The sequence below is a fragment of the Achromobacter ruhlandii genome (genome assembly GCF_002082135.1).
GTDB classification, from domain to species: domain Bacteria; phylum Pseudomonadota; class Gammaproteobacteria; order Burkholderiales; family Burkholderiaceae_B; genus Achromobacter; species Achromobacter ruhlandii.
On the sequence record NZ_CP017433.1, the window covers coordinates 2,305,166 to 2,329,671 of the forward strand.

The window sequence follows — 24,506 nt, forward strand, 5'->3', positions numbered from 1 at the left end:
ACGGGTTTTTTTGTCTCCGGCCCCCTGATGGAACGCACACTGCCGCAGAGTGTCCAATGAAACAGGATGCCGGCCGCCGTTTTTTTTAAGGTTTTGTTTATCCGGCCGCCGGGATCTTGAATTTTCGGCTATTGTTCCCATAACAGACGTAACTGACGGGGCTGTCCGGGTATACCCGGTCATCCTGTCCCCGATACGCCGAGTCATACCGAGGAACCTCCTATGTCTGCCAGCCAGACCCTGCCTTCCGACCCGATCGACCTCCCCCTGCTGCCACTGCGCGACGTCGTGGTGTTCCCGCACATGGTCATCCCGCTGTTCGTCGGCCGTCCGCGCTCTATCCGCGCGCTCGAGGTTGCGATGGAAGCGGGCAAGAGCATCATGCTGGTGGCCCAAAAATCCGCCGGCAAGGATGATCCCACCCCTGAAGACGTCTACGAGATCGGCTGCGTTGCCGGCATCCTGCAGATGCTCAAGTTGCCCGATGGCACCGTCAAGGTGCTGGTCGAGGGTACCCAGCGCGCCCGCATCAACAGCATCGAAGACGCCGATTCGCACTTCACCTGCCAGGTCACCCCGATCGAGCCGGATGCCGTCCAGGGCTCCGAGACCGAGGCCCTGCGCCGCGCGATCGTCGCCCAGTTCGAGCAATACGTAAAACTCAACAAGAAGATCCCCCCGGAGATCCTGACCTCGCTCGCCGGCATCGATGACGCCGGCCGCCTGGCCGACACGATCGCCGCGCATCTTCCGCTGAAACTCGAGCAGAAGCAGAAGATGCTCGAGATCGTCGGCACCTCCGAGCGCCTCGAAGGCCTGCTCACGCAGCTGGAAACCGAAATCGACATCCTCCAGGTCGAGAAGCGGATCCGCGGCCGCGTGAAGAAGCAAATGGAAAAGAGCCAGCGCGACTACTACCTGAATGAGCAGGTCAAGGCCATTCAGAAGGAGTTGGGCGAAGGCGAAGAGGGCGCCGATATCGAGGAGCTCGAAAAGAAGATCATCGCCGCGCACATGCCCAAGGAGGCGCGCAAGAAGGCCGATGCCGAGCTCAAGAAGCTCAAGCTCATGTCGCCCATGTCGGCCGAAGCCACCGTGGTGCGCAACTACATCGATACGCTCATCAACCTCCCCTGGAGGAAGAAGAGCAAGATCAACAACTCCATCGCCAACGCCGAGACCGTGCTCGACAACGACCACTACGGCCTGGAGAAGGTGAAGGAACGCATCCTCGAATATCTCGCCGTGCAGCAGCGCGTGGACAAGGTCAAGGCGCCGATCCTGTGCCTGGTCGGTCCTCCCGGGGTCGGCAAGACCTCGCTGGGCCAGTCCATCGCCAAGGCCACGAACCGCAAGTTCGTGCGCATGGCCCTGGGCGGCGTGCGCGACGAAGCCGAGATCCGCGGCCACCGTCGTACCTACATCGGTTCGATGCCCGGCAAGATCGTCCAGAACATGTCGAAGGTCGGCGTGCGCAATCCCCTGTTCCTACTCGATGAAATCGACAAGCTGGGCATGGATTTCCGCGGCGATCCCTCGTCGGCGCTGCTCGAGGTGCTGGACCCGGAACAGAATCACACGTTCCAGGACCACTACATCGAAGTCGACTTCGACCTGTCGGACGTCATGTTCGTGGCCACCAGCAACACGCTGAACATTCCGCCGGCCCTGCTGGACCGGATGGAAGTGATCCGTCTGTCGGGCTACACCGAGGAAGAAAAGATCCACATCGCCCGCGACCATCTGCTGCCCAAGCTGATGAAGAACAACGGCGTCAAGGATACCGAGCTGACCGTCGATGACAGCGCGCTGCGCGACATCGTGCGCTATTACACCCGCGAAGCCGGTGTGCGTGCGCTCGAACGCGAAGTGGGCAAGATCTGCCGCAAGGTGATCAAGCAGCTGCTGACCCAGAGCGACCGCGCCAAGGCCGAAGGCAAGACCTTCGAACTCAAGCCGGTCAACGTCACGGGCGAGAACCTCAGCGATTACCTCGGCGTGCGCCGCTACACCTTCGGCATGGCCGAAAAGGAAAACCAGATCGGTCAGGTGACCGGCCTGGCCTGGACGGAAGTCGGTGGCGACCTGCTCACGATCGAAGTGGCGGACATGCCCGGCAAGGGCGTGATCCAACGCACCGGTTCGCTGGGCGACGTGATGAAGGAATCGGTCGAGGCGGCCCGCACGGTGGTGCGCTCGCGGGCGCGTCGCCTGGGCTTTGCCGACAGCGTGTTCGAGAAGCACGACATGCACGTGCACGTGCCGGAAGGCGCGACGCCCAAGGACGGTCCGTCCGCCGGTATCGCGATCACCACGGCCATGGTGTCGGCCCTGTCGCGCATCCCGGTGCGCGCCGACGTCGCCATGACCGGCGAGATCACGCTGCGTGGCGAAGTCCTGCCGATCGGCGGCCTGAAGGAGAAGCTGCTGGCCGCTCATCGCGGTGGTATCAAGACGGTCTTGATCCCGGAAGAAAACGTCAAGGATTTGGCGGAGATCCCGGACAACGTCAAGAACCATCTCGAGATCGTGCCGGTCCGCTGGATCGACAAGGTGCTGGAACTGGCCCTGGAACGCCTGCCGGAGCCGCTGGCTGAAGACGAAGCGGTCAAGGAGCCGCTGGTCGCCAAGCCGGCCGAGCCGGGTTCGACGGATCCCGTGCTCAAGCACTGATGCCTGGCCCCGGGGCGTCCCGCAAGGGATGCCCAATGAAAGAAACCCCGCTTGCGCGGGGTTTCTTTTTTGGCGCGGCCGCCGAGGGGCGCGCGCCTGTAGGGAAGCGGCGGATCAGTGCAGCGCGTGCGGACGGATCAGGCCGACCGCGATGCCTTCCAGCGCGAATTCCTGGTCTGCCTCGACCACGATGACGTTGAAGTCAGGATTCTCGGGCAGCAGTTCAACGCGGCCGTTCTGGCGCTGCAGGCGCTTGACGGTGACGTCGTCGCCCAGGCGGGCAACCACGATCTGGCCGTTGCGGGCCTCGGACGCCTTTTTGACGGCCAGCAGGTCGCCTTCGAGGATGCCGGCGTCGCGCATGCTCATGCCGCGCACCTTGAGCAGGTAGTCGGGCGCCTGGGCGAAGAGGCCGGGGTCGACACCGATTTCGCGTTCGACATGTTCGGCCGCCAGGATCGGGCTGCCGGCGGCCACGCGGCCCACCAGCGGCAGCAGCAACTGCGCCAGGCCCGGCAGGGGCAGCGGCGCCTGGGTCTGCGCGGGCGAGGCATCCTTCAGGCGGATGCCGCGCGAAGCGCCGGCGGTGAGCTCGATGGCCCCCTTGCGCGCCAGGGCCTTCAGATGGTCTTCAGCCGCGTTGGGCGAGCGGAACCCCAATGCCTGGGCGATCTCGGCGCGGGTGGGCGGAAAGCCGGTGCGCGCGACGGTTTGCCGGATGAGGTCCAGGATTTGCTGTTGACGATCAGTGAGTTTGCTGGCCATGGCGGTGATCCGTTTGGAATCGGACTGTACATATATACAGCGGCATTCTGGGGGACATAACGCAAAAATGCAAGCGTTGAGCGGACATGGTTTTGTGACAGGCAATGAAAACGGGACCCGAAGGTCCCGTTGGAGGCTGTTGCCGGGGGTGTGCCTTACAGCACCGCGGCGATGCCCTTGGCCACCTGGTCGATGTTGCCGCTGTTGAGCGCGGCGACGCAGATGCGGCCGCTGGAGACGGCGTAGACGCCGTGCTCTTCGCGCAGGCGGTCGACCTGGGCCGAGGTCAGGCCCGAGTACGAGAACATGCCGCGCTGTTGCAGCACGAAGCTGAAGTCCTGCTTGCCGCCGTGTTCCTTGATTTTCTCGACCAATTGCTTGCGCATCAGGCGGATGCGGTCGCGCATGGCGCCGAGTTCTTCTTCCCACATGGCGAACAGCTCGGGCGAGTTCAGCACCGTGGAGACGATCGTGCCGCCGTGGGTGGGCGGGTTGGAGTAGTTGGTGCGGATGACGCGCTTGAGCTGGCTCAGCACGCGGGTGGCTTCGTCTTTGCTGCCAGCCACGACCGTCAGGGCGCCGACGCGCTCGCCGTACAGCGAGAACGACTTCGAGAACGACGAGCTGATGAACATGGTCAGGTCGAGGTCGGCGAACAGGCGCACGACCGCGGCGTCTTCGCGCAGGCCTTCGCCGAAGCCCTGGTAGGCGATGTCCAGGAAGGGCACCAGCTTGTTTTCCTTGACGACCGCGGCGATCTGCTTCCATTGGTCGAAGGTGGGATCGACGCCGGTGGGGTTGTGGCAGCAGGCGTGCAGCACGACCACGGTGTTGGCCGGCGCGGCCTTCAGGGCGGCCAGCATGCCGTCGAAGTTCAGGCCGCGGGTGGCGGCATCGTAGTAGGCGTAGGTGCCGACTTCGAACCCGGCGCGTTCGAACAGCGCGCGGTGGTTTTCCCAGCTGGGATCGCTGATCAGGACCTTGGAGGTCGGCAGCAGCTGGCGCAGGAAGTCGGCGCCGATCTTGAGCGCGCCGGTGCCGCCCAGGGCCTGGGTGGTCAGGACGCGGCCAGCGGCGGCCAGCGGGGAATCCTTGCCGATCAGCAGGGCTTGCGCGCCCTGGTTGTAGCCGGCGATGCCTTCGATCGGCAGGTAGCCGCGAGCGGCGGCGGCCTCGATGCGGGCGATTTCCGCCTTGCGCACGGCACCCAGCAGGGGAATGCGACCCTGGTCGTCGTAGTACACGCCCACGCCCAGATTGACTTTACCGGGGCGGGTGTCCGCGTTGTATTGTTCGTTCAGACCAAGAATGGGGTCGCGCGGCGCGAGTTCGACGGAATCGAAAAGGGTGCTCATGGGACTCTGCTGAGGGTGAGTGGACGCAGTCGGAAGTGCTGTGGATAATGGGGGGTTTACCCTGGGAACAGTCTAGCATGCCTAAGAGCGCAATAGACCCGAGCGCGGCGGGTGCCGCAGCCGTTGGCTCCGTCACCGACGGGGCGGCCGATGCGGCCCCTGGCGCTGCCGCGGCGGCCCCCGGCCCGGGGTACGTCGATTACCCCGGCAGCCCGTTCCACCTGTACCAACCCTATCCGCCCGCCGGCGACCAGCCGGGCGCCATTGATGGGTTGGTCCAGGGCGTGCAGGACGGCCTGATGTACCAGACCCTGCTGGGCGTGACCGGCTCGGGCAAGACCTACACCATGGCCAACGTCATCGCCCAGCTGGGGCGGCCGGCGCTGGTGCTGGCGCCCAACAAGACGCTGGCCGCGCAGCTGTACGCGGAAATGCGCGAGTTCTTTCCCAAGAACGCGGTGGAGTACTTCGTCTCGTACTACGACTACTACCAGCCCGAAGCCTACGTGCCGACGCGCGACCTGTTCATCGAAAAGGACTCGTCGATCAACGAGCACATCGAGCAGATGCGCCTGTCGGCCACCAAGAGCCTGCTGGAACGGCGCGACACCATCATCGTCGGCACCGTGTCGTGCATCTACGGTATCGGCAACCCCGGCGACTACCACGCGATGGTGCTGATCCTGCGCGCCGGCGACCAGATCTCGCGGCGCGAGATCCTGGCGCGGCTGGTGGCCATGCAGTACACCCGCAACGACGCCGAATTCACGCGCGGCGTGTTCCGCGTGCGCGGCGAGACCATCGACATCTTCCCGGCGGAAAGCGCCGAGCTGGCCCTGCGCCTGACGCTGTTCGATGACGAAATCGAAAGCCTTGAACTGTTCGATCCGCTGACCGGCCGCATCCGCCAGAAGTTGCCGCGCTTCACCGTTTACCCCGGTTCGCACTACGTGACGCCGCGCGACACCGTGCTGCGCGCCATCGAGACCATCAAGGAAGAGCTGCGCGAGCGCACCAAGCGCTTCGTCGACGACGGCCACCTGGTCGAGGCCCAGCGCCTTGAGCAGCGCACCCGCTTCGACCTGGAAATGCTGCAGGAACTGGGATTCTGCAAGGGCATCGAGAACTACTCGCGCCACCTGTCCGGCGCCGCGCCGGGGGAGCCGCCGCCCACGCTGATCGACTATCTGCCGGCCGATGCGCTGATGTTCATCGACGAGAGCCACGTCACCATCGGCCAGCTCAGCGCCATGTACCGGGGTGACCGCTCGCGCAAGGAAACCCTGGTGCAGTATGGCTTCCGGCTGCCATCGGCGCTGGACAACCGGCCGCTCAAGCTCGAGGAATTCGAGGCCCGCATGCGCCAGTGCGTGTTCGTCTCGGCCACGCCGGCGGCCTACGAAAAGGAGCATGCCGACAACGTGGTCGAGCAGGTGGTGCGCCCCACCGGCCTGGTCGATCCGATCGTGGAGGTGCTGCCGGCACGCACCCAGGTCGATGACTTGCTGGGACAGATCAAGGCGCGCACCAGCCAGGGGGAGCGGGTGCTGGTCACCACGCTGACCAAGCGCATGGCCGAGGACCTGACCGACTTCCTGACCGAGCACGGGGTGCGGGTGCGCTACCTGCACTCGGACATTGACACGGTGGAACGGGTGGAAATCATCCGCGACCTGCGCCTGGGTACGTTCGACGTGCTGGTGGGCATCAACCTGCTGCGCGAAGGACTGGATATCCCGGAAGTGTCGCTGGTGGCCATTCTGGATGCCGACAAGGAAGGCTTCCTGCGCTCCGAGCGCAGCCTGATCCAGACCATTGGCCGGGCGGCGCGCAACCTGAACGGCCACGCCATCCTGTATGCCGACCGCATCACCGACTCGATGCAGCGCGCCATGGAAGAAACCAGCCGGCGCCGCGCCAAGCAACTGCAGTTCAATGCCGACCATGGCATTACCGCGCGGGGAGTGCAGAAGGCGGTGCGCGAGCTGATCGACGGCATCGTCGCGCCGGTGCAGCACGACGCGCTGGAAGCCGCGGTGCCGGCCGAATTGCTGAAGGACGAAAAGGCCCTGGCGCGCGAGATCAAGCGCCTGGAAAAGTTGATGATGGACCACGCCCGCAACCTCGAATTCGAACAAGCCGCGGCCGCCCGCGATGCCTTGACGGCCCTCAAGCAACGGGTGCTGTTGGATGGCGCGGTATGAAGGTCGATACTTATCTAAATGTATCTTTTCGCTGACGGGCTGCTGAATTGCAGGTTGGCGCGAAGTGTCGCCGAAGTGGGCGTGAAATTTGCACAAGCATTCGATCGGCGGTCTCTTGCATAACCTTAAATATAGCTTTCAACTATTTGATTTATAGGGAATATTTTAGGGGACGCATTGATGCGAAACGGTGTGCCCGGGAGCAAAAAAAGCTTGCCTTATCTCGGGTTTTCCCGCACACTTACTCCCATGATGACCAAGGTACTTTTCGTTTGCATGGGCAATATCTGTCGCTCGCCGAGCGCAGAGGGCGTGTTTCGCCATTTGGTGAACGACGCGGGTTTGGGCGATGTGGTTCGCATCGACTCCGCGGGCACGCACGCGTTTCACATCGGCGAGGCGCCTGATGCCCGGGCGCAGGCCGCAGCGCGCAAGCGCGGCTACGAGATCACGCACTGTGAGGCCCGTCAGGTCACCGCGGAAGACTTCCGCGACTTCGACCTCATCCTCGCCATGGACTGGGACAACCTGTCCGCCATGCAGCAACAGTGCCCCAAGGCCTATCAGCACAAGTTGATGCTGCTGATGCGCTTCGCCAATGAGTTCGAGGAGGCCACCGTGCCCGACCCGTACTACGGCGGCGCCGATGGCTTCGGCAAGGTGCTGGATTATCTCGAAGATGCCTGTCAGGGCGTGCTCGAGCTGGTCCGCAAGCGCGCTACCCAATACCAGGCGGCCTAAGAGGCCTCCGGTGTGCTTGGGCGTCCTGCGGGACGCCTGGCAAATTGGCAGTGAAAAGAACCGCGCGACAGCGCGGTTTTTTCTAGCCGGGAGCCATACCAAATTACTCGGGAATTTGCTATACTTGAGCCAATTACTCGGGTATTGACCGCCGGATTCGCCGACGGCCATTGCCGAATCACAGGGAATTCACCATGCGGCTAACTACCAAAGGGCGTTTCGCCGTGACTGCCATGATCGATCTGGCTATGCGGCAGCATAGCGGCCCGGTCACTCTTGCGGCCATCAGCCAGCGTCAGAATATTTCGCTTTCCTACCTGGAACAGCTGTTCGGGAAACTGCGCCGCCACGAACTCGTGGACAGCGTGCGCGGCCCCGGCGGCGGTTACTCGCTCGCCCGTCTGGCGCGAAACGTGACCGTGGCCGACATCATCTTCGCCGTCGACGAACCCCTGGATGCCACCAGCTGCGGTGGCAAGCGGGACTGTACGAGCGGCAACGACGGCAAGCCTGGCAAGTGCATGACGCATGAGCTCTGGGCCACATTGAATCGCAAGATGGTCGATTACCTGGATTCGGTGTCGTTGCAGGATCTGGTCGATCAGCAGCGTGTGCGCCAATTGCAGGAAGCCAACAATCAAGCGCAGGCCTGCGCGGTGCGAGTGAACCGGGTGGGAGGCGCCAACAATACCGCCGCCAACGCCCCGACCACCACCGTCGCGGCCAATGCCACCGTATAAGCAGTAGGAGTTGTAGAAATGACCACCCGTCCGATCTATCTGGATTACTCGGCCACGACCCCCGTCGACCCGCGCGTCGTCGAAAAAATGATCCCCTGGCTGTACGAGAGCTTCGGCAATCCCGCGTCGCGCAGTCACTCGTTCGGCTGGGAAGCCGAGGAGGCCGTTGAACGCGCCCGCGAGGAAGTCGCCAAGCTGGTGAACGCGGATCCGCGTGAAATCGTCTGGACCTCCGGCGCCACCGAGTCGGACAACCTCGCCATCAAGGGCGCGGCCAACTTCTACGCCGAGCGTGGCAAGCACATCATCACCATCAAGACCGAACACAAGGCCGTGCTCGACACCTGTCGTGAACTGGAGCGCCAGGGCTTCGAGGTGACCTACCTGGACGTCAAGGATAACGGCCTGATCGACCTGGACGTGTTCAAGGCGGCACTGCGTCCCGACACCGTGCTGGTATCGGTGATGATGGTGAACAACGAAATCGGCGTCATCCAGGACATCGAAACCCTGGGCGAGATCTGCCGCGAGAAGGGCATCATCTTCCACGTCGACGCCGCGCAGGCCACCGGCAAGGTCGAGATCGACCTGCAGAAGCTGAAGGTCGACCTGATGTCGTTCTCGGCCCACAAGACTTATGGCCCCAAGGGCATCGGCGCGCTGTACGTGCGCCGCAAGCCGCGTGTGCGCATCGAGGCGCAGATGCATGGCGGTGGCCACGAGCGCGGTTTCCGCTCGGGCACCCTGGCCACGCACCAGATCGTCGGCATGGGCGAAGCCTTCCGCCTGGCGCGCGAGGAAATGGGCACCGAGAACGAGCGCATCCGCATGCTGCGTGATCGCCTCTGGGCCGGCCTGTCGCAGATCGAAGAGGTCTATCTCAACGGCGACATGGACCAGCGCGTGCCGCACAACCTGAACGTCAGCTTCAACTACGTCGAAGGCGAGTCCCTGATCATGGCGATCAAGGAACTGGCCGTGTCCAGCGGTTCGGCGTGCACCTCGGCCAGCCTGGAACCTTCCTACGTGCTGCGCGCCCTGGGCCGCAACGATGAGCTGGCGCACAGCTCGATCCGCTTCACGCTGGGCCGCTTCACCACCGAGCAGGAAGTCGACTACACCATCGAACTGCTCAAGAGCCGTGTCGGCAAGCTGCGCGATATGTCGCCGCTGTGGGAAATGGCCAAGGAAGGCATCGATCTGAATACCGTGCAGTGGGCCGCGCACTGAGCGCCCGCGCCAAAGAATACGTGGAGAACTAACATGTCTTACAGCACCAAAGTCCTGGATCACTACGAAAACCCCCGCAACGTCGGCTCGTTCGACAAGTCGGACGACTCGGTGGGCACCGGCATGGTCGGCGCGCCGGCCTGTGGCGACGTCATGAAGCTGCAGATCAAGGTGAACGAAGCCGGCGTCATCGAGGACGCGCGCTTCAAGACCTACGGCTGTGGCTCGGCCATTGCCTCCAGCTCGCTCGTGACCGAGTGGGTCAAGGGCAAGACGCTGGACGAAGCCATGAACATCCGTAACACGCAGATCGCCGAAGAACTGGCCCTGCCGCCCGTGAAGGTGCACTGCTCGATCCTGGCCGAAGACGCGATCAAGGCCGCCGTGCAGAACTACAAGGAAAAGCATTCGGTTCCGGCCGAAGCTGTTGCGAGCTGAACATGTCCGTTACCCTGACCCAACAGGCTGCCACCCACATCGGCCGCTACTTGCAAAAGCGCGGCAAGGGGATCGGCTTGCGCCTCGGCGTTAGGACGACGGGTTGTTCCGGCATGGCCTACAAGCTGGAGTATGTGGACGACGCGGCGCCCGAAGACCAAGTGTTCGAGAGCTTCGGCGTGAAGGTGTTCGTCGATCCCAAGAGCCTGGCCTACCTGGATGGCACCGAGCTGGACTACGCCCGCGAAGGCCTTAACGAAGGTTTCAAGTTCCGCAACCCCAACGAGAAGGCGACCTGCGGCTGCGGCGAGTCGTTCACGGTGTAAGTCTTGGCTGGAGACGATCACTTCAGCCTGTTCGGCTTGCCGGCACGCTTCGACCTGGACGCCCAGGCGCTGGAATCGGCGTGGCGCACCGTCGCCGCGCAGGTGCATCCCGACCGCTTTGCCACGGCCAGTCCCGCGGAACGCCGCGTGGCCATGCAGTGGGCGGCGCGCGCCAATGAGGCCTACCGCCAGTTGCGCGATCCGCTGTTGCGGGCGCGCTATCTGTGCGAGCAGGCCGGCGTGGATCTGCAGACCGAGAGCAATACGTCGATGGACACGGCTTTCCTGATGCAGCAGATGACCTGGCGCGAAATGATGGACGACGCGCGCAATGACGCCGGCGTGCTGGCCGAGCTGCGGACCGAGCTGGAGGATGCCCGGCAGCAGATGCGCGCCGCGTTGACGCGCCTGCTGGACGAACAGCGCGACTACGCCGCGGCGGGTCTCAAGGTGCGGGAATGGATGTTCGTGGAGAAGCTGGCGCAGGAGCTGGCCCAGGCCCATCCCGATTCCTAGTCCCCCAGGATGGCCCGGCCGCGGGGCGCCCGGACTTCGCCGCCTACTGAGTAGAAAAAACAATCATGGCCTTATTGCAGATTTCCGAGCCCGGCGAATCGCCCGCGCCGCACCAGCGCAAGCTGGCGGTGGGGATCGACCTGGGCACCACCAATTCCCTGGTTGCCGCCGTGCGCAGCAGCGTCGCCGAGGTCCTGCCTGATGCGCAGGGCCACGTGCTGCTGCCGTCGGCGGTGCGCTATTTCCCCGGCGGCAAGGTCACCACGGGGCGCGAACCGCTGGCGCAGCAAGCCGAAGACCCGTTGAACACGGTGGTGTCGGTCAAGCGTTTCATGGGCCGTTCGCTGGAAGAGGCGCGCGCCACGCGCGCGCCGTACGAATTCGTGGACGCGCCCGGCATGGTGCGCATCCGCACCGCGCAGGGCGACCTGAGCCCGGTGGAAGTGTCGGCGCAGATCCTGGCGGTGCTGCGCCAGCGCGCCGAGGACGTGCTGGGCGACGACCTGGTGGGCGCCGTCATCACGGTGCCGGCCTATTTCGATGACGCCCAGCGCCAGGCGACGCGCGACGCGGCGCGCCTGGCCGGCCTGAACGTGCTGCGCCTCTTGAACGAGCCGACCGCCGCGGCGATCGCCTACGGTCTGGATAATGCCGCCGAAGGCGTTTACGCTGTTTATGACCTGGGCGGCGGCACGTTCGATATTTCCATCCTGCGGTTGACGCAGGGCGTGTTCGAAGTGATCTCGACTGGCGGCGATACCGCGCTGGGCGGCGACGACTTCGATTCGCTCATCGTCGATCACGTGGTGGCGGCCGCGGGCGCCAAAGCACTGACGCACGCCGACCGGCGCGGCCTGCTGATGGTGGCGCGCGTGGCGCGCGAGGCGCTGTCGGACGCGCAGGACGCCAATCTGAATTTGACGCTGGCCAATGGCCAGGTGATCGATCACACGCTGACCCGCGCGCAGTTCGAGGCGCTGGCCCAGCCGCTGGTGCAGCGCACGCTGGATAGCGCGCGCCAGGCGCTGCGCGACGCCGCGCTGAAACCCGCCGACGTGCGCGGCGTGGTGATGGTGGGCGGCGCCACGCGCATGCCGGTGGTGCGCGCCGCGGTGGGCGAGATGTTCGGCACCGAGCCGCTGACCGATCTGGATCCGGATCAGGTGGTGGCGCTGGGCGCCGCGCTGCAGGCCAATCTGCTGGCCGGCAACCGCGCCCCGGGCGAGGACTGGCTGCTGCTGGACGTGACGCCGCTGTCGCTCGGTCTGGAAACCATGGGCGGGCTGGTTGAGCGCGTGATTCCGCGCAACAGCACCATTCCGGTGGCGCGCGCGCAGGAATTCACGACGTTCAAGGATGGCCAGACGGCCATGAGCATCCACGTGCTGCAGGGCGAGCGCGACCTGGTGACGGATTGCCGTTCGCTGGCGCGCTTCGAGCTGCGCGGGATCCCGCCGATGGTGGCGGGCGCCGCGCGCATCCGCGTGACGTTCCAGGTGGACGCCGACGGCCTGTTGAGCGTGACCGCGCGCGAGCAGAGCACGGGCGTGGAAGCGGCGGTGTCGGTCAAGCCTTCGTACGGCCTGAGCGACGACGAAGTCGCGCGCATGCTGGCCGATAGCGTGGCGCAGGCCGACAACGATGCCCGCGCCCGCATGCTGCGCGAGCAGCAGGTGGAAGCGCGTCAGTTGGTCGAATCGGTGCAGGCCGCGCTGGCGGTGGACGGCGACCTGCTGAACGCCGAGGAACGCCAACGGGTCGATGAATGCCTGCAGGCGGCCGCCCGCGCCCAGGAGGCGCAGGACGTGGACGCGGTGAAGGCCACGGTCGAGGCCTTGTCGGCCGCGACCGATGAATTCGCCGCGCGCCGCATGGACCGCAGCATCCGCGCCGCGCTGGCCGGCCGCAAACTTGACGAAATCGCCTGATAAGACGCTATGCCGAAACTGACCGTACTGCCTCATCCCGACTACTGCCCCGAGGGCGCCGTGATCGAGGACGCGCCCAAGGGCGTGTCGATCTGCCGCATCCTGCTGGACAATCACATCGACATCGAGCATGCCTGCGAACTGTCGTGCGCGTGTACGACCTGTCACGTGGTGGTCAAGCAGGGTTATGCTTCGCTGGAAGACGCGACCGACGACGAAGAGGATCTGCTGGACAAGGCCTGGGGCCTGACGCCGACCTCGCGCCTGTCGTGCCAGGCGCGGGTCGAGGATGCCGATCTGACGATCGAGATTCCCAAGTACACCATCAACCACGCGAAAGAGGGTCATTGATGAAGTGGACCGATACCTACCAGATTGCCGAGGCGCTGGCGGACGCCCATCCGGACGTCGACCCCAAGACGCTGCGTTTCACGCAGTTGCGCGAATGGGTGCTGGCCTTGCCGGGCTTCAATGACGACCCGGAACGCAGCGGCGAGAAGATCCTGGAGGCCATCCAGATGGCCTGGATCGACGAGGCCGACTGATCCTCCAGCGAAACGCTCCTTCGGGAGCGTTTTTGCATTGGGGGCGCGGGCGGCGGGGTATCATCAAGACTCTTTCGTTGTCCTTGCCATCCGAGTCTACCGATGCCCGCTGCCCAATTGCGCTTTGGCCTGGCCGCCAACCGACTGCACCATGAATCGCCCGACGCCGCCTTGTTCACCTGGCTGCGGGCCTGTTCGTCCACCATCCGCGAACTGGGCGTGCAGTTGCATACCGTGGGCCGCACCCACGATGCCATCGTGCGCGAGGGCATGCTGCAAGGCTATTCCGGCCTGATCCGCTATCCGTATGGCCGCGAAGGCGGGCTGATGAAGCTGGTGGCGCGCGTGACCGAGGGCCGCGACGGACAGGAGCCGTTCGATGGCGCGATCTACCTGATCGATCCGGTGGACCCGTCGTCGATCTTTCCCGAGGCGCTGGCGCTCAAGCGCCAGTGCATCACGCATGGCCGTCCCTTCATTTCAACGCTGGCCGGCGCCATCGAGTGGATGGAGGTCGAACGCGTGCATGCGGGCCTGGCGCCGGACATGGCGGCGTCGCGGCTGTTCAACTACACCGGCCAGACGCTGGCGCTGATCGCGCACGATGCGCTCAAGGACGAGATGGTGGCGTTCGCGGCCGAGCACTTCGACGTGCTGTCGCAGTTTGCGCGGCGCGTGGCGACCGGCACCACCGGTGGCCGCCTGAACGAACTGGCGTGGTCGCGCGGCTGGCCCAAGGACACGCCGTGGGTGCACCGCTACCTGAGCGGTCCGCTGGGCGGCGATGCGCAGATCGCCGAACTGGTGCTGGAGCACCAGTGCCAGCGGGTCATCTTCTTCGAGGATCCCCATGTGGCGCGCCAGCACGAGGCGGACATCCAGTTGCTGGAACGCGCGGTGCGCGTGGTGACGGAGTCGGCCACGTGCGCGACCTCGCCGTCGGTGGCGCGGCGCTGGGCCAAGGCGGTGGAATTGCGGGCCGGACGCGGTTGAGCCGGTAGCATGCCGACGGGGCGCCCTTTGGGCGCCTTTTTTATTGTCGTTTTCCCTGGGAGGGGGGCGCCCGCGGCGCGCCCCTCTTGGGCGACCTGCTGTAAACAGGGAAGTCTTTCTTTTCGTGGGGAAAAGGAACCACTTCAATAACGAGAGAACATCTGGCTCTTCAAAATTCATCAAGGGGAGCCATGTCGATGTTTGATCCTGCCATGTCCCGCCGCGCCAGCCTGGCGGCGGCGTTGAGCCTGCTGCCGGCCGCGCTGGCGGCGCAGTCCGCGCCCGTCGAACCGACCATGTTGCCGTCGGTCAAGGTGGAATGCAGCGCCGAGACGGCGACCAGCCCGGTGATGGCGACGGGCCCAAGCTGGCGCCGGTGTGGCTGGTGGACGCCATGATGGCGTACGAGACCAGTCACTGGCGCTACGCCGTGAACGTCAACAACCTGACCGACAAGACCTATCTGGCGACGTGCCTGTCGCGCGGCGATTGCTGGTACGGCGCGCGCCGCAGCGCGATCGCCAGCGTCACCTACAAGTTCTGACGCGGGGCGTCAGCGGCCCTGGAAGCGCGGCGCGCGTTTTTCACGGAAGGCGCGCACGCCTTCGGCGAAATCCTCGCGCCGCGCGGTTTCCAGGAAGCAGGCGGTTTCTTCGGCCAGCTGCGTTTCCAGCGGGGCGTGCGCGGCGTTGCGCAGCAGGTGTTTGGCGCCGGCGATGCCGTGCGGCGCGTGGCTGGCGAGCTGGCTGGCATAGGCCTGCGCCTGTTGCGCGAGCAGGCCGGCGTCGGCGACGCGGTTGAGCAGGCCCCAGCCCAATGCATCGGCGGCGCTGAAGGCGTCGTGGCGCAGCAGCAGGTCGAGCGCGCGGCGCGGGCCGAGCAGGCGGTTCAGGCCATGCGTCATGCCGGCATCGGGCGTGGCGCCGAGCTTCAGGTAGGCCGTCATGAAGCGCGTGTCGGCCTCGGCGATGGCCAGGTCGCAGGCCAGCACCAGCGACAGGCCGGCGCCGGCCGCGACACCGTGTATCTGCGCCAGCCACACCTTGTCCATGCGCGCGACGTGCGCGACGAAATCGTTGAGGGGCGTGAACAGGTCGAGCAGCTTGCCGCGCACCGCGTTGACGTCGCCTTCGAACAGCGTGATATCGCCGCCGGCGCAGAAGGCCTTGCCGGCGCCGCGCAGCAGCACGACCCGGATGTCGGCGCGCGTCTCGAGCCATTGGGCGGCGCGCTGCAGGTCCAGCGCCATGGCGACGTCGATGGCGTTGAGCGTGGCGGGCTGGTTCAGCGTCAGCGTGGCGATGCCGTCGCCGGCTTCCAGCAGCAGGGTGGGAAAGACGGGCAGGGGTGGGTTCATGGCTTGTCTCCGTTATCGGGTAAATACCAACTTTCGATCCAAAAACCACGATGCTATGGTCGGAACCAAGCGCTTGCTCGGTTGCCGTCCGCCACGCAAGCGTAACGCATAGAACGATTTTCCGGCGCTGTACAGCGTAGGTAAAGACAGGTTCGCCGCATCGCCTGCCTCGGGGCTACGCTGATTCACCGCCAATAGAAAAACAGCTTCGCGATAAACAGCGAGGAGACAAAGGTGGATCAATCCGATAGCCCTCCCTTGCTGGAGGTGGATGGGGTCACGTTGGCGTTCGGCGGGGTCAAGGCGCTTACGGGCGTGGGCTTTCGCGTCGCGCCGGGATCCATCACCACGGTCATCGGCCCCAATGGCGCGGGCAAGACCTCGCTGTTCAACACCATCTCGGGTTTCTACCGTCCGGCCGCGGGCACCATCCGCTTCCTGGGCCGCGACATCACGCGCGTGGCGGCGCCCGAGCGCGCCCGCCTGGGGCTGGCGCGCAGCTTCCAGAACATCGCGCTGTTCCGCGGCATGACGGTGCTGGACAACATCAAGCTGGGGCGCCACGCCCACCTGCGCACCAATGTGCTCGATGCGCTGCTGTACCTGGGCCGGGCGCGGCGCGAGGAGATGGCGCTGCGCGCCGATATCGAAGAACGCATCATCGACTTCCTGGAGATCGACCACATCCGCCATGCGCCGGTGGCGGCGCTGTCGTACGGGCTGCGCAAGCGGGTGGAGCTGGCGCGGGCGCTGGCGATGCAGCCCAAGGTGCTGATGCTGGACGAGCCGGTGGCGGGCATGAACCGCGAGGAGACCGACGACATGGCGCGCTTCATCCTCGATGCGCGCGCCGAGTGGGGCGTGACGGTGCTGATGGTGGAGCACGACATGGGCATGGTGATGGACCTGTCGGACCACGTGGTGGTGCTGAACTTCGGCCAGGTGATCGCCGATGGCACGCCGGCGGCGGTGCAGGCCGATCCCGAGGTCATCAAGGCCTATCTGGGCGCGGGCGACGTCGGCGACCTGCGCCGGCGGCTGCGCGAGGCGGCCTGATGGACGGCCTGTTCTTTCTGGAGGTGACGCTGGCGGGGCTGGGCAGCGGCGGCCTGTACGCGCTGGCGGCGCTGGCGTTCGTGATCGTCTACAAGGCGACGCGGGTAGTGAACATCGCCATCGGCGAATTCCTGATGATGGGCGCCTACGTGTTCTATGCCTTCGCCGCCGGCATGGCCTGGCCGGTGTGGGCGGCGATCGCCGGAGCGGTGGCGCTGTCGGCCGTGCTGGGCGCGCTGGTGGAACGCTTGACGATCCGGCCGATGCTGGGCGAGTCGCCGATCTCGGTGTTCATGATCACCGTGGGACTGGCGTCGATCCTGGTGGGCGTGGTGGAACTGATCTGGACCGCGGACCAGCGCCGCCTGCCGGAGTTCATGCCGCGCGCGCCGGTGATGGTGGGAGAGGCGTTTGTCGCGCCCAAGGTGTTCTATGGCTTCTGGGTGGCGCTGGCGCTGGTGCTGCTGGTGCTGGCGGTGTTCCGCTACTGGCGTGGCGGGGTGGCCTTGCGCGCCACCGCGTCGGACCAGGGGGCGGCGTATGCGATGGGCATCAACGTGCCGCGGGTGTTTTCGTTGTCGTGGGCGGCGGCGGGCGCGATCGCGGCGGTGTCGGGAGTGATCGTGGGGGCGATCGGCGGCATCTCGTCGTCGATGGGCGTGTTCGGTCTGTCGGTGCTGGTGGTGGTGATCGTGGGCGGGCTGGACAGCGTGGCGGGGGCCTTGGTGGGAGGCATTTTCATCGGGCTGCTGGAGGCCTGGGCCGGCGCCTACCTGGGCGGCGAATACAAACTGCTGGCGACCTTCGTGGTGCTGGTGGCGGTGCTGATGATGCGGCCCTACGGGCTGTTCGGCACGCGCGAAATCGAGAGGCTGTAGCCATGCGCATCGCGACCGCGAAAGAGACCTACCGGGCCGACGAGGCGCTGTTCGACACCAGCACCCAGCGGCTGTGGCTGGCGCTGCTGGCGGCGTCGCTGGCGCTGTTTCCGTTCGTGGCCGACGCCTACTGGCTGTACCTGGCGTGCCTGGTGGCGATCAACGTGGCCAGCGCCACGGGGTTGAACATCCTGACGGGCTACACCGGGCTGGTGAGCCTGGGGCAGGCCGCGTTCATGGGGCTGGGCGCGTACACCGTTGCGGTGATGGAACTGCGGCTGGGCACGCCGGTGCTGCTGAATCTGCTGGGGGCCGGCGTGGTGGCGATGCTGGGCGGGCTGCTGGTGGGGATTCCGTCGCTGCGGGTCAAGGGGCTGTACCTGGCGATCTCGACCATCGCGGCGTCTTTCATCGCGCACTTCGTGTTCGCGAATTGGGCCTTCACGGGCGGGACCGGCGGTTTGCAGGTGCCGCCGGCGCGGCTGCTGGGGATCGATCTGGACACGTCGTTCAAGATCTATTGGCTGATCGTGCCGTTAACGGCGCTGATGGTGCTGGGCGCGGCCAACCTGTTCCGCACGCGCATCGGCCGCGCGTTCATCGCGATCCGTGACCGCGACATTTCCGCCGAGGTGCTGGGCATCCACCTGCTGCGCTACAAGCTGCTGTCGTTCGGGCTGTCGTCGTTCTACGCGGGCGTGGCGGGCGGGCTGTGGGCGTATTTCTTCCGCGTGGTCACGCCGGAGAGTTTTCCGCTGATTATGTCGATCTTCTTCCTGGCGGCCATCATCGTGGGCGGCATGGGGTCGATCCTGGGATCGATCCTGGGCGCCGTGTTCATGACCATGGTGCCCGAACTGCTCAAGCTGGTGGTGGGCTGGCTGCCTGTTGGGGGCGATGCCCTGCGGCTGATCTCGCCGGTGCGCACCATTGTGTTCGGCCTGCTGATCGTGGGCTTTCTGATCTTCGAGCCGCACGGGCTCGCGGAAATCTGGCGCCGCGTGCGCCGCTACTTCCATCTGTGGCCATTCCGCACCTAGACGGCGGCCGCGTATTCCCAAGAGAACCAGGAGACGAAACCATGAAGCGCATCCGGATAGGCAGCGGTTTATCGAAGTTGCTGGCGCCCTTGGGCGTGGCGTTGGCGTTGGCCGCGGCGCCGGCGGCCCAGGCCGAGGAGGACCTGGTGCTGGGCGGCTCGATCCCGCTGAGCGGGGTGTTCGCGTTCGCCGGGCAGGGCATCCATGCCGGCATTACCGACTACGTCAAGATCGTCAACGACCAGGGCGGCGTCAAGGGCCGCAAGCTGCGCTACGTGCCGGAGGACACCGCTTACAAGGTGGACGCGTCGGTGGCGGCCTTCAAGAAGATCACCAGCCAGAACAAGGTCAATTTCTACTATGGCGATTCGACCGGGTTCTCCAAGACCATCAATGCCGAGCTGAACCGTTCGGGCAACATCCTGATGACGGGCGCGTCGTTCGCGACCGAGCTGAATGACCCGGCCAAGTATCCGGCGCAGTTCATGCTGGGGCCGGACTACACGGAGATGTTCGGCATCCTGCTGCGCTACATCGCCAAGGAAAAGCCGGGCGCCAAGGTGGCGTTCGTGTATTCGGACACGGAGTTCGGGCGCGACCCGATCGCCAGTTCGCGCGCGGTGGCGCAGAAGCTGGGGCTGACGGTGGCCACCGAGATCATGACGCCGCCGGGCAGCGTCGACGTGTCGACCGAGGTCATCAAGCTACGCCGCGCCGATCCGGACTTCACCATTTTCCACGGCTACGTGCTGGCGCCGATTCCCGAGTTCGTCGGGCAGGGCAAGCGCATGGGCCTGAAGACGCGCTACATGGGCACGTTCTGGACCATGGACAACTCCACCGTGATGCAGATGGGCGAGGACGCCGAGGGCTTCATGGGCGTGATGCCGTACCGCTATTACTACGACGAGACGGCCGACGCGCCGATGCTCAAGAAGATCCGCGAGATGCGGCCGCAATACCAGAGCACCGGCTACATGCAGGGCTTCCTGGCGGCGATGCTGTTCACCGAGGTGGCCAAGCGCACGCTGGATGCGGGCAAGGAGCTGACCAGCGCCAACATGAAGGCGGCGCTGGAGGGCATCAAGGACTTCGACACCGGCGGACTGATCGGCGTGCCGATCAGCATCAAGGGCAATTCGATTCCGGTGGGCCGGATCTATCGCGCCGATACCAAGCAGAAGCAGATGGTGCCGGCTTCCGACTGGATCGTGCTGCAGTGAGGCGCCCGTGAATCCCGGACACGCCGCGTCGCCATCCACGGTGCTGGACATCAACAACATCGAGGTGGTCTACAACAAGGCGGTGCAGGTGCTGCGCGGCCTGTCGCTGTCGGTGCCGGCCGGCGCCATCGTGGCCCTGCTGGGCAGCAACGGCGCCGGCAAGTCGACCACGCTGAAGGCGGTGTCGCGGCTGCTCGACCTGGAGGACGGCGAGCTGGCGCGCGGGCGCATCCTGTTCGACGGCGGCGACACCGCCGGCGCGCGGCCGCAGAACCTGGTGCGCGCCGGACTCGCGCATGTGATGGAAGGGCGCCGCGTGTTCGAGGATCTGTCGGTCGAGGAAAACCTGGTGGCCGCGACCTACGCGCTGAGCGGCAGGCGCGGCGCCAAGGCCGATTTCGATCTGGTGTACGGGTATTTTCCGCGCCTGTACGAGCGCCGCCGCGGCCTGGCGGGCTATCTGTCGGGCGGCGAGCAGCAGATGCTGGCGATCGGGCGGGCGCTGATCGCGCAGCCCAAGCTGATGCTGCTGGACGAGCCGTCGCTGGGCTTGTCGCCGATGCTGGTGGAAACCATTTTTTCCATCATCGCCCGCATCAATCGCGAACAGGGGGTGTCGATGTTGCTGGTCGAGCAGAACGCGTCCGTGGCGCTGGCGGTGGCGCACTACGGCTACATCATGGAGACGGGCAAGGTGGTGATCGACGGCACGGCCGAGAAGCTCGCGGCTGACCCCGACGTGCGCGAGTTCTACCTGGGCGTGGGCGGCGCGGGCGAGGCGCGCGGCTTTCGCGACATCAAGCACTACAAGCGCCGCAAGCGCTGGCTGTCATGAACGGGCCGATCGACCTTGGCCGGGCCGGGGAGGCCTGGCCGGCGCTGACCCTGCCGCAGATGCTGCGCGAACAGGCGCGGCGCCAGCCCGACGGCATCGCGGTGCGGCAGAAGGACTTTGGCATCTGGCAACCGGTGTCATGGGCGCAGTATTGGCGCCGCGCCTGCCGCGTGGGGCTGGGGCTGCGGGCCGCCGGCCTGTCGCGCGGCGGCCGGGTCGCGATCGTGGCGGACAATCGCCTCGAATGGCTGTTGACGCAGTTGGGCGCGGGCGCGGTCGGCGGCGTGGCGGTGGGGGTGTATGCCACGAGCCCGGCCGAGGAAATGGGCTATGTGCTGGAGCATGCCGACGTCGAACTGGTGGTGTGCGAGGACCAGGAGCAGACCGACAAGGTGCTGCAGGTGGCGCACCGGCTGCCGCTGTTGCGGCGCATCGTGGTGATGGAGACCAAGGGGCTGCGTTCCTACGCGCCGGCCGAACGCGCGCGCATCATCGCCTTCGCCGAGCTGGAGGCGGACGGCCAGCGGCTGGAGGCGGAAGGGTTGCAGGCGTTGAATGAGTTGCTGGACACGCAGGGGCTGGATGACCTGGGCCTGATGATCTACACCTCGGGTTCGACTGGCAAGCCCAAGGGCGCGATGCTCAGTTACCGCAACATGCGCGGCGTGGCCCCCGGCATTGCCGAGAGGCTGGGCATGGATGCGCGCAGCGTGCATCTGTCGTACCTGCCGCTGTGCCACGTGGCCGAGCAGATGCTGTCGACCTTCGTGCCGATCTACCTGGGCGCGCAGGTCAATTTCGGTGAATCGATTCGCACGGTGCAGGAGGATCTGCGCGAAGTGGCGCCGACCGTATTCCTGGGCGTGCCGCGCATCTGGGAGAAGCTGCACGCGTCGATCTCGATCAAGATGCAGGAAGCGGGCCGATTGCAACGGTGGTTGTACCGGCGCGCGCTGGCGGCGTGCGCGCCATTCGCGCACAAGTCGGCGCGCCAGCGCGGTCCCGGCGAGCGGCTGACCTATGCGTTGTGGTATTGGCTGGTGCTGCGCGCCTTGCAGAATTTCATCGGCCTGCGGCGGGTCCGGGTGGCGATGACCGGGGCGGCGCCGATCGCGCCCGAGGTGGTGCGTTACTTCCGCAATCTCGGCGTGCCGCTGGTGGAGGTGTATGGCTTGACCGAGTCGACCGGCATGATCTTCGGCCAGCATCCGGACCGCGTGCGGGCGGGCACGGTGGGCGAGCCTATCCTGGGAGTGGACTGGCGCCTGGGCGAGCAGGGTGAATTGCAGGTGCGCGGCGAGATGGTGTTCGCCGGCTATTACAAGAACGATGCCGCGACCGCCGAGACGGTGCGCGACGGCTGGCTGCATACCGGCGACGTGGCCGAGGCGCGCGACGGCCAGCTGCGTATCGTCGACCGTCTGAAGGACATCATGATCACGGCGGGCGGCAAGAACCTGACGCCATCCGAGATCGAGAATGCGGTCAAGGGCAGCCCCTACGTGAAGGAGTGCGTGATCGTCGCGGACGGCCGGCGCTACGTGGCGGCGCTGATCCAGCTGGAGTTCGAGACGGTCGGCAAGTGGGCCGAATCGCGTCGCATCGCCTTCACCCATTTCCGTTCGCTGGCCGAATGCGCCGAGGTGCGCGACCTGGTGGCCGATGAAGTGGCGCGCGCCAACGCGGGGCTGGCGCCGGTGGCGCAGATCAAGCGCTTTCATCTCTTGACCAAGGAACTGGACCACGACGATGGCGAGGTGACCGCGACCATGAAGGTGCGCCGCGCCAGCATCTACCGCGCCTATGCGGATGAAATCGAACGGCTCTACGCCGAGGAGACGCCAGCATGAATGAAGCGGTGATCGTGGAGGCGGTGCGCACGCCGTTCGGGCGGCGCGGCGGCTGGTGGGCCGATACCCGGCCTGATGACTTGCTGGCGGAGGTGATACAGGGATTGCTGGCGCGCGCCGGATTGCCTGGCGGCCAGGTCGATGATGTGATCGCCGGCTGTGTCAGCCAGGCGGGCGAGCAGGGCGCCAACATCGGCCGCCTGGCGGCGCTGCTGGCCGGCCTGCCGGAGACGGTGCCGGGCGTGGCCCTGAACCGCATGTGCGGATCGAGCCAGCAGGCGGTGCATGCCGGGGCGCAGGCAATCGCGGCCGGCGACATGCGCTATGTGGTCGCTGGCGGCGTCGAGAGCATGAGCCGCGTGCCGATGTTCCTGGACGTGACGCTGGGCCAGCGCGAATTCCGCGGTTTCGAATCGCTCAATCCCGGCTTGTTGCGGCGCTATCCGCTGATCCACCAGATCGAGAGCGCTGAACGTATCGCCGAGACGTGGCAGCTGGGGCGCGCCGAGCTGGATGCCTGGTCGATGCAGAGCCATGCCCGCGCCTGGGCCGCCGCCAGCGCTGGACGCCACACTGAACTGCTGCCTGGTCCGCCGGGCACGCCGGCGCGCGACGAGGGCATACGCGAGCACGCCGATCCGGCCAAGATGGCGGCGCTGCCGCCGGCCCTGCGGCCGCCGGGACAGGGCAACGTGACGGCGGCGCAGTCGAGCCAGCTGGCCGATGGCGCGGCGGCGGTGCTGTTGGCGGATCGGACGGCTGCGTTGGCGGACGGATTGCGGCCGCAGGCGCGCTTTCGCGCCCGGGTGGCGATCGGCTCGGATCCGGTGTTGCAGCTGACCGGCGTGATCGCCGCGACTGAGCGCGCCCTGGAGCGGGCCGGCCTGCGGCTGCGAGACGTGGACTGGATCGAGATCAATGAGGCCTTCGCCAGCGTGGTGCTGGCCTGGTTGAAGACGCTGGAGGCGGATCCGGCGAAGGTCAACCCGTGGGGCGGCGCTATCGCCCACGGCCATCCGCTGGGCGCCACGGGCGCGGCGTTGATGGCCAAGATGCTGGCCGGGCTGCGCGCCACGGGCGGCCAGTTCGGCCTGCAAGTCATGTGCATCGGGCATGGCATGGCGACCGCCACCATCGTCGAGCGGTTATGAGCCGGTCGAGCAAGGTTGCGGCGCAGCCGGCACACGCCGGTCACGAAGACGGCGCGGAATCGCTGCGCCGCGCGGAAGTGATCCTGACGGCGGCGCGGTTGTTCCGCAAGCACGGCTACGAACGCACCACGGTGCGCGAACTGGCGCGCGCCGTGGGCCTGCAGTCCGGCAGCCTGTTCCATCATTTCCGCAGCAAGGAGGAAATCCTGGTGGCGGTGATGAACAACGGCATCCAGGAGGTGCTGGACGAAGGCCGCCGGGCGCTGGCTCGCTACCAGGCGCCGGCCGACCGGCTGGCGGCGCTGTTCCGGGTGCATATGTGGAGCATGCTGCACGGCGCCGGCGGCGATGCGATGAACGCGCTGGTCTATGAATGGCGCAGCCTGTCGGCGCCAAGCCAGGCCAGCGTCAAGGCGCTGAGCGACCGCTACGAAGCCATGTGGCAGGAGGCGGTGGCGGCGGCGGTGGCCGCGGGTGTGCTGCGCGGCGATGCGCGCGTGATCAAGCGCTGTGTGCTGGGGGCGATGAACCTGACGGTCCAGTGGTACAAGCCCGACGGCCGGCTGCGGCCCGCGGCGTTCATCGACGAGATGCTGCGGGCCAGCCTGCCGGCGTTGCCGGAGGGCGCGGGGCGCTGGCCGGTGGCCTAGCGCCGTCCCGCC

The 24,506-nt window shown here is 66.1% G+C and carries 24 protein-coding genes and 1 pseudogene; 21 read left to right on the forward strand and 4 right to left on the reverse strand.

Going from position 1 to position 24,506, the window contains the following annotated elements:
* Positions 1–222: 222 nt before the first annotated feature.
* Positions 223–2,673 (forward strand): endopeptidase La, encoded by a 2,451-nt coding sequence (gene lon, locus AruCF_RS10500; RefSeq protein ID WP_049073184.1) that lies wholly within the window; start codon positions 223–225, stop codon positions 2,671–2,673.
* 114 nt (positions 2,674–2,787) lie between these two features.
* On the opposite strand, the gene lexA is transcribed toward lon, so the two are convergent.
* Together lexA and AruCF_RS10510 are read right to left on the reverse strand one after the other, a co-directional pair.
* Positions 2,788–3,438, reverse strand: coding sequence for a transcriptional repressor LexA (lexA, locus tag AruCF_RS10505; RefSeq protein WP_049073185.1), 651 nt, complete (start codon positions 3,436–3,438; stop codon positions 2,788–2,790).
* A gap of 155 nt (positions 3,439–3,593) precedes the next feature.
* Positions 3,594–4,793: an amino acid aminotransferase gene (locus AruCF_RS10510; protein ID WP_049073186.1), complete on the reverse strand. Its 1,200-nt coding sequence runs from the start codon at positions 4,791–4,793 to the stop codon at positions 3,594–3,596.
* 77 nt (positions 4,794–4,870) lie between these two features.
* Here AruCF_RS10510 and uvrB point away from each other — a divergent pair, with 77 nt between their 5' ends.
* The 11 genes from uvrB to AruCF_RS10565 all read left to right on the forward strand — a co-directional run bounded on the left by uvrB (position 4,871) and on the right by AruCF_RS10565 (position 14,454).
* Positions 4,871–6,997: an excinuclease ABC subunit UvrB gene (gene uvrB, locus AruCF_RS10515; RefSeq protein WP_231891602.1), complete on the forward strand. Its 2,127-nt coding sequence runs from the start codon at positions 4,871–4,873 to the stop codon at positions 6,995–6,997.
* A gap of 249 nt (positions 6,998–7,246) precedes the next feature.
* A complete protein-coding gene (locus tag AruCF_RS10520) occupies positions 7,247–7,738 on the forward strand; it encodes a low molecular weight protein-tyrosine-phosphatase (protein ID WP_006386176.1) in 492 nt (163 codons plus the stop codon).
* Between the two features lie 194 nt (positions 7,739–7,932).
* The gene (iscR, locus tag AruCF_RS10525) at positions 7,933–8,478 is read left to right on the forward strand and encodes a Fe-S cluster assembly transcriptional regulator IscR (RefSeq protein ID WP_049073187.1); all 546 of its coding nucleotides are present in this window, start codon (positions 7,933–7,935) and stop codon (positions 8,476–8,478) included.
* A gap of 18 nt (positions 8,479–8,496) precedes the next feature.
* A complete protein-coding gene (locus AruCF_RS10530; RefSeq protein WP_049073188.1) occupies positions 8,497–9,708 on the forward strand; it encodes an IscS subfamily cysteine desulfurase in 1,212 nt (403 codons plus the stop codon).
* Between the two features lie 33 nt (positions 9,709–9,741).
* Complete coding sequence (gene iscU / locus AruCF_RS10535) at positions 9,742–10,146, forward strand: Fe-S cluster assembly scaffold IscU (RefSeq protein ID WP_006386173.1); 405 nt, start codon at positions 9,742–9,744, stop codon at positions 10,144–10,146.
* A 2-nt stretch (positions 10,147–10,148) separates the two neighbouring features.
* Positions 10,149–10,472 (forward strand): iron-sulfur cluster assembly protein IscA, encoded by a 324-nt coding sequence (gene iscA / locus AruCF_RS10540; RefSeq protein WP_006386172.1) that lies wholly within the window; start codon positions 10,149–10,151, stop codon positions 10,470–10,472.
* Between the two features lie 3 nt (positions 10,473–10,475).
* Positions 10,476–10,988, forward strand: coding sequence for a Fe-S protein assembly co-chaperone HscB (gene hscB / locus AruCF_RS10545; RefSeq protein ID WP_049073189.1), 513 nt, complete (start codon positions 10,476–10,478; stop codon positions 10,986–10,988).
* 65 nt (positions 10,989–11,053) lie between these two features.
* Positions 11,054–12,916 carry a Fe-S protein assembly chaperone HscA gene (gene hscA / locus AruCF_RS10550; protein ID WP_049073190.1) on the forward strand — a complete coding sequence of 621 codons (1,863 nt, stop codon included), beginning with the start codon at positions 11,054–11,056 and terminating at the stop codon, positions 12,914–12,916.
* 9 nt (positions 12,917–12,925) lie between these two features.
* Complete coding sequence (fdx, locus tag AruCF_RS10555) at positions 12,926–13,267, forward strand: ISC system 2Fe-2S type ferredoxin (protein WP_049073191.1); 342 nt, start codon at positions 12,926–12,928, stop codon at positions 13,265–13,267.
* Positions 13,267–13,461: a Fe-S cluster assembly protein IscX gene (gene iscX, locus AruCF_RS10560; RefSeq protein ID WP_020928322.1), complete on the forward strand. Its 195-nt coding sequence runs from the start codon at positions 13,267–13,269 to the stop codon at positions 13,459–13,461. Before fdx ends, iscX begins: the two co-directional genes overlap by 1 nt.
* Before the next feature lie 102 nt (positions 13,462–13,563).
* Positions 13,564–14,454: a methylglyoxal synthase gene (locus AruCF_RS10565; RefSeq protein WP_049073192.1), complete on the forward strand. Its 891-nt coding sequence runs from the start codon at positions 13,564–13,566 to the stop codon at positions 14,452–14,454.
* A 169-nt stretch (positions 14,455–14,623) separates the two neighbouring features.
* Here AruCF_RS10565 and AruCF_RS29110 read toward each other — a convergent pair whose 3' ends face one another.
* The gene (locus AruCF_RS29110) at positions 14,624–14,767 is read right to left on the reverse strand and encodes a hypothetical protein (RefSeq protein WP_156524693.1); all 144 of its coding nucleotides are present in this window, start codon (positions 14,765–14,767) and stop codon (positions 14,624–14,626) included.
* 36 nt (positions 14,768–14,803) lie between these two features.
* Here AruCF_RS29110 and AruCF_RS10570 point away from each other — a divergent pair.
* Positions 14,804–14,998, forward strand: a pseudogene (locus AruCF_RS10570) (hypothetical protein); the annotation flags it as partial.
* A 9-nt stretch (positions 14,999–15,007) separates the two neighbouring features.
* Here AruCF_RS10570 and AruCF_RS10575 read toward each other — a convergent pair.
* Positions 15,008–15,811 carry an enoyl-CoA hydratase/isomerase family protein gene (locus AruCF_RS10575; protein ID WP_049073194.1) on the reverse strand — a complete coding sequence of 268 codons (804 nt, stop codon included), beginning with the start codon at positions 15,809–15,811 and terminating at the stop codon, positions 15,008–15,010.
* Positions 15,812–16,069: 258 nt separating this feature from the next.
* On the opposite strand from AruCF_RS10575, the gene AruCF_RS10580 reads away from it, so the two are divergent.
* The 8 genes from AruCF_RS10580 to AruCF_RS10615 are packed head-to-tail and all read left to right on the forward strand — an operon-like array spanning position 16,070 to position 24,494.
* Positions 16,070–16,867, forward strand: a complete 798-nt coding sequence (locus AruCF_RS10580; RefSeq protein WP_169538040.1) for an ABC transporter ATP-binding protein — start codon at positions 16,070–16,072, stop codon at positions 16,865–16,867.
* Positions 16,867–17,745 carry a branched-chain amino acid ABC transporter permease gene (locus AruCF_RS10585; protein ID WP_049073195.1) on the forward strand — a complete coding sequence of 293 codons (879 nt, stop codon included), beginning with the start codon at positions 16,867–16,869 and terminating at the stop codon, positions 17,743–17,745. The genes AruCF_RS10580 and AruCF_RS10585 overlap by 1 nt, the downstream gene beginning before the upstream one ends.
* A gap of 2 nt (positions 17,746–17,747) precedes the next feature.
* Positions 17,748–18,785 carry a branched-chain amino acid ABC transporter permease gene (locus AruCF_RS10590; RefSeq protein ID WP_026384306.1) on the forward strand — a complete coding sequence of 346 codons (1,038 nt, stop codon included), beginning with the start codon at positions 17,748–17,750 and terminating at the stop codon, positions 18,783–18,785.
* Between the two features lie 41 nt (positions 18,786–18,826).
* Positions 18,827–20,008, forward strand: coding sequence for an ABC transporter substrate-binding protein (locus AruCF_RS10595; protein ID WP_049073196.1), 1,182 nt, complete (start codon positions 18,827–18,829; stop codon positions 20,006–20,008).
* A gap of 40 nt (positions 20,009–20,048) precedes the next feature.
* Positions 20,049–20,843, forward strand: coding sequence for an ABC transporter ATP-binding protein (locus tag AruCF_RS10600; RefSeq protein WP_049077697.1), 795 nt, complete (start codon positions 20,049–20,051; stop codon positions 20,841–20,843).
* Positions 20,840–22,693 (forward strand): AMP-dependent synthetase/ligase, encoded by a 1,854-nt coding sequence (locus tag AruCF_RS10605; RefSeq protein ID WP_049073197.1) that lies wholly within the window; start codon positions 20,840–20,842, stop codon positions 22,691–22,693. The genes AruCF_RS10600 and AruCF_RS10605 overlap by 4 nt, the downstream gene beginning before the upstream one ends.
* Complete coding sequence (locus AruCF_RS10610; protein ID WP_049073198.1) at positions 22,690–23,844, forward strand: thiolase family protein; 1,155 nt, start codon at positions 22,690–22,692, stop codon at positions 23,842–23,844. The genes AruCF_RS10605 and AruCF_RS10610 overlap by 4 nt, the downstream gene beginning before the upstream one ends.
* On the forward strand, positions 23,841–24,494 hold the full coding sequence (locus AruCF_RS10615) for a TetR/AcrR family transcriptional regulator (protein WP_049073199.1): 654 nt from the start codon (positions 23,841–23,843) through the stop codon (positions 24,492–24,494). The genes AruCF_RS10610 and AruCF_RS10615 overlap by 4 nt, the downstream gene beginning before the upstream one ends.
* Positions 24,495–24,506 lie beyond the last annotated feature (12 nt).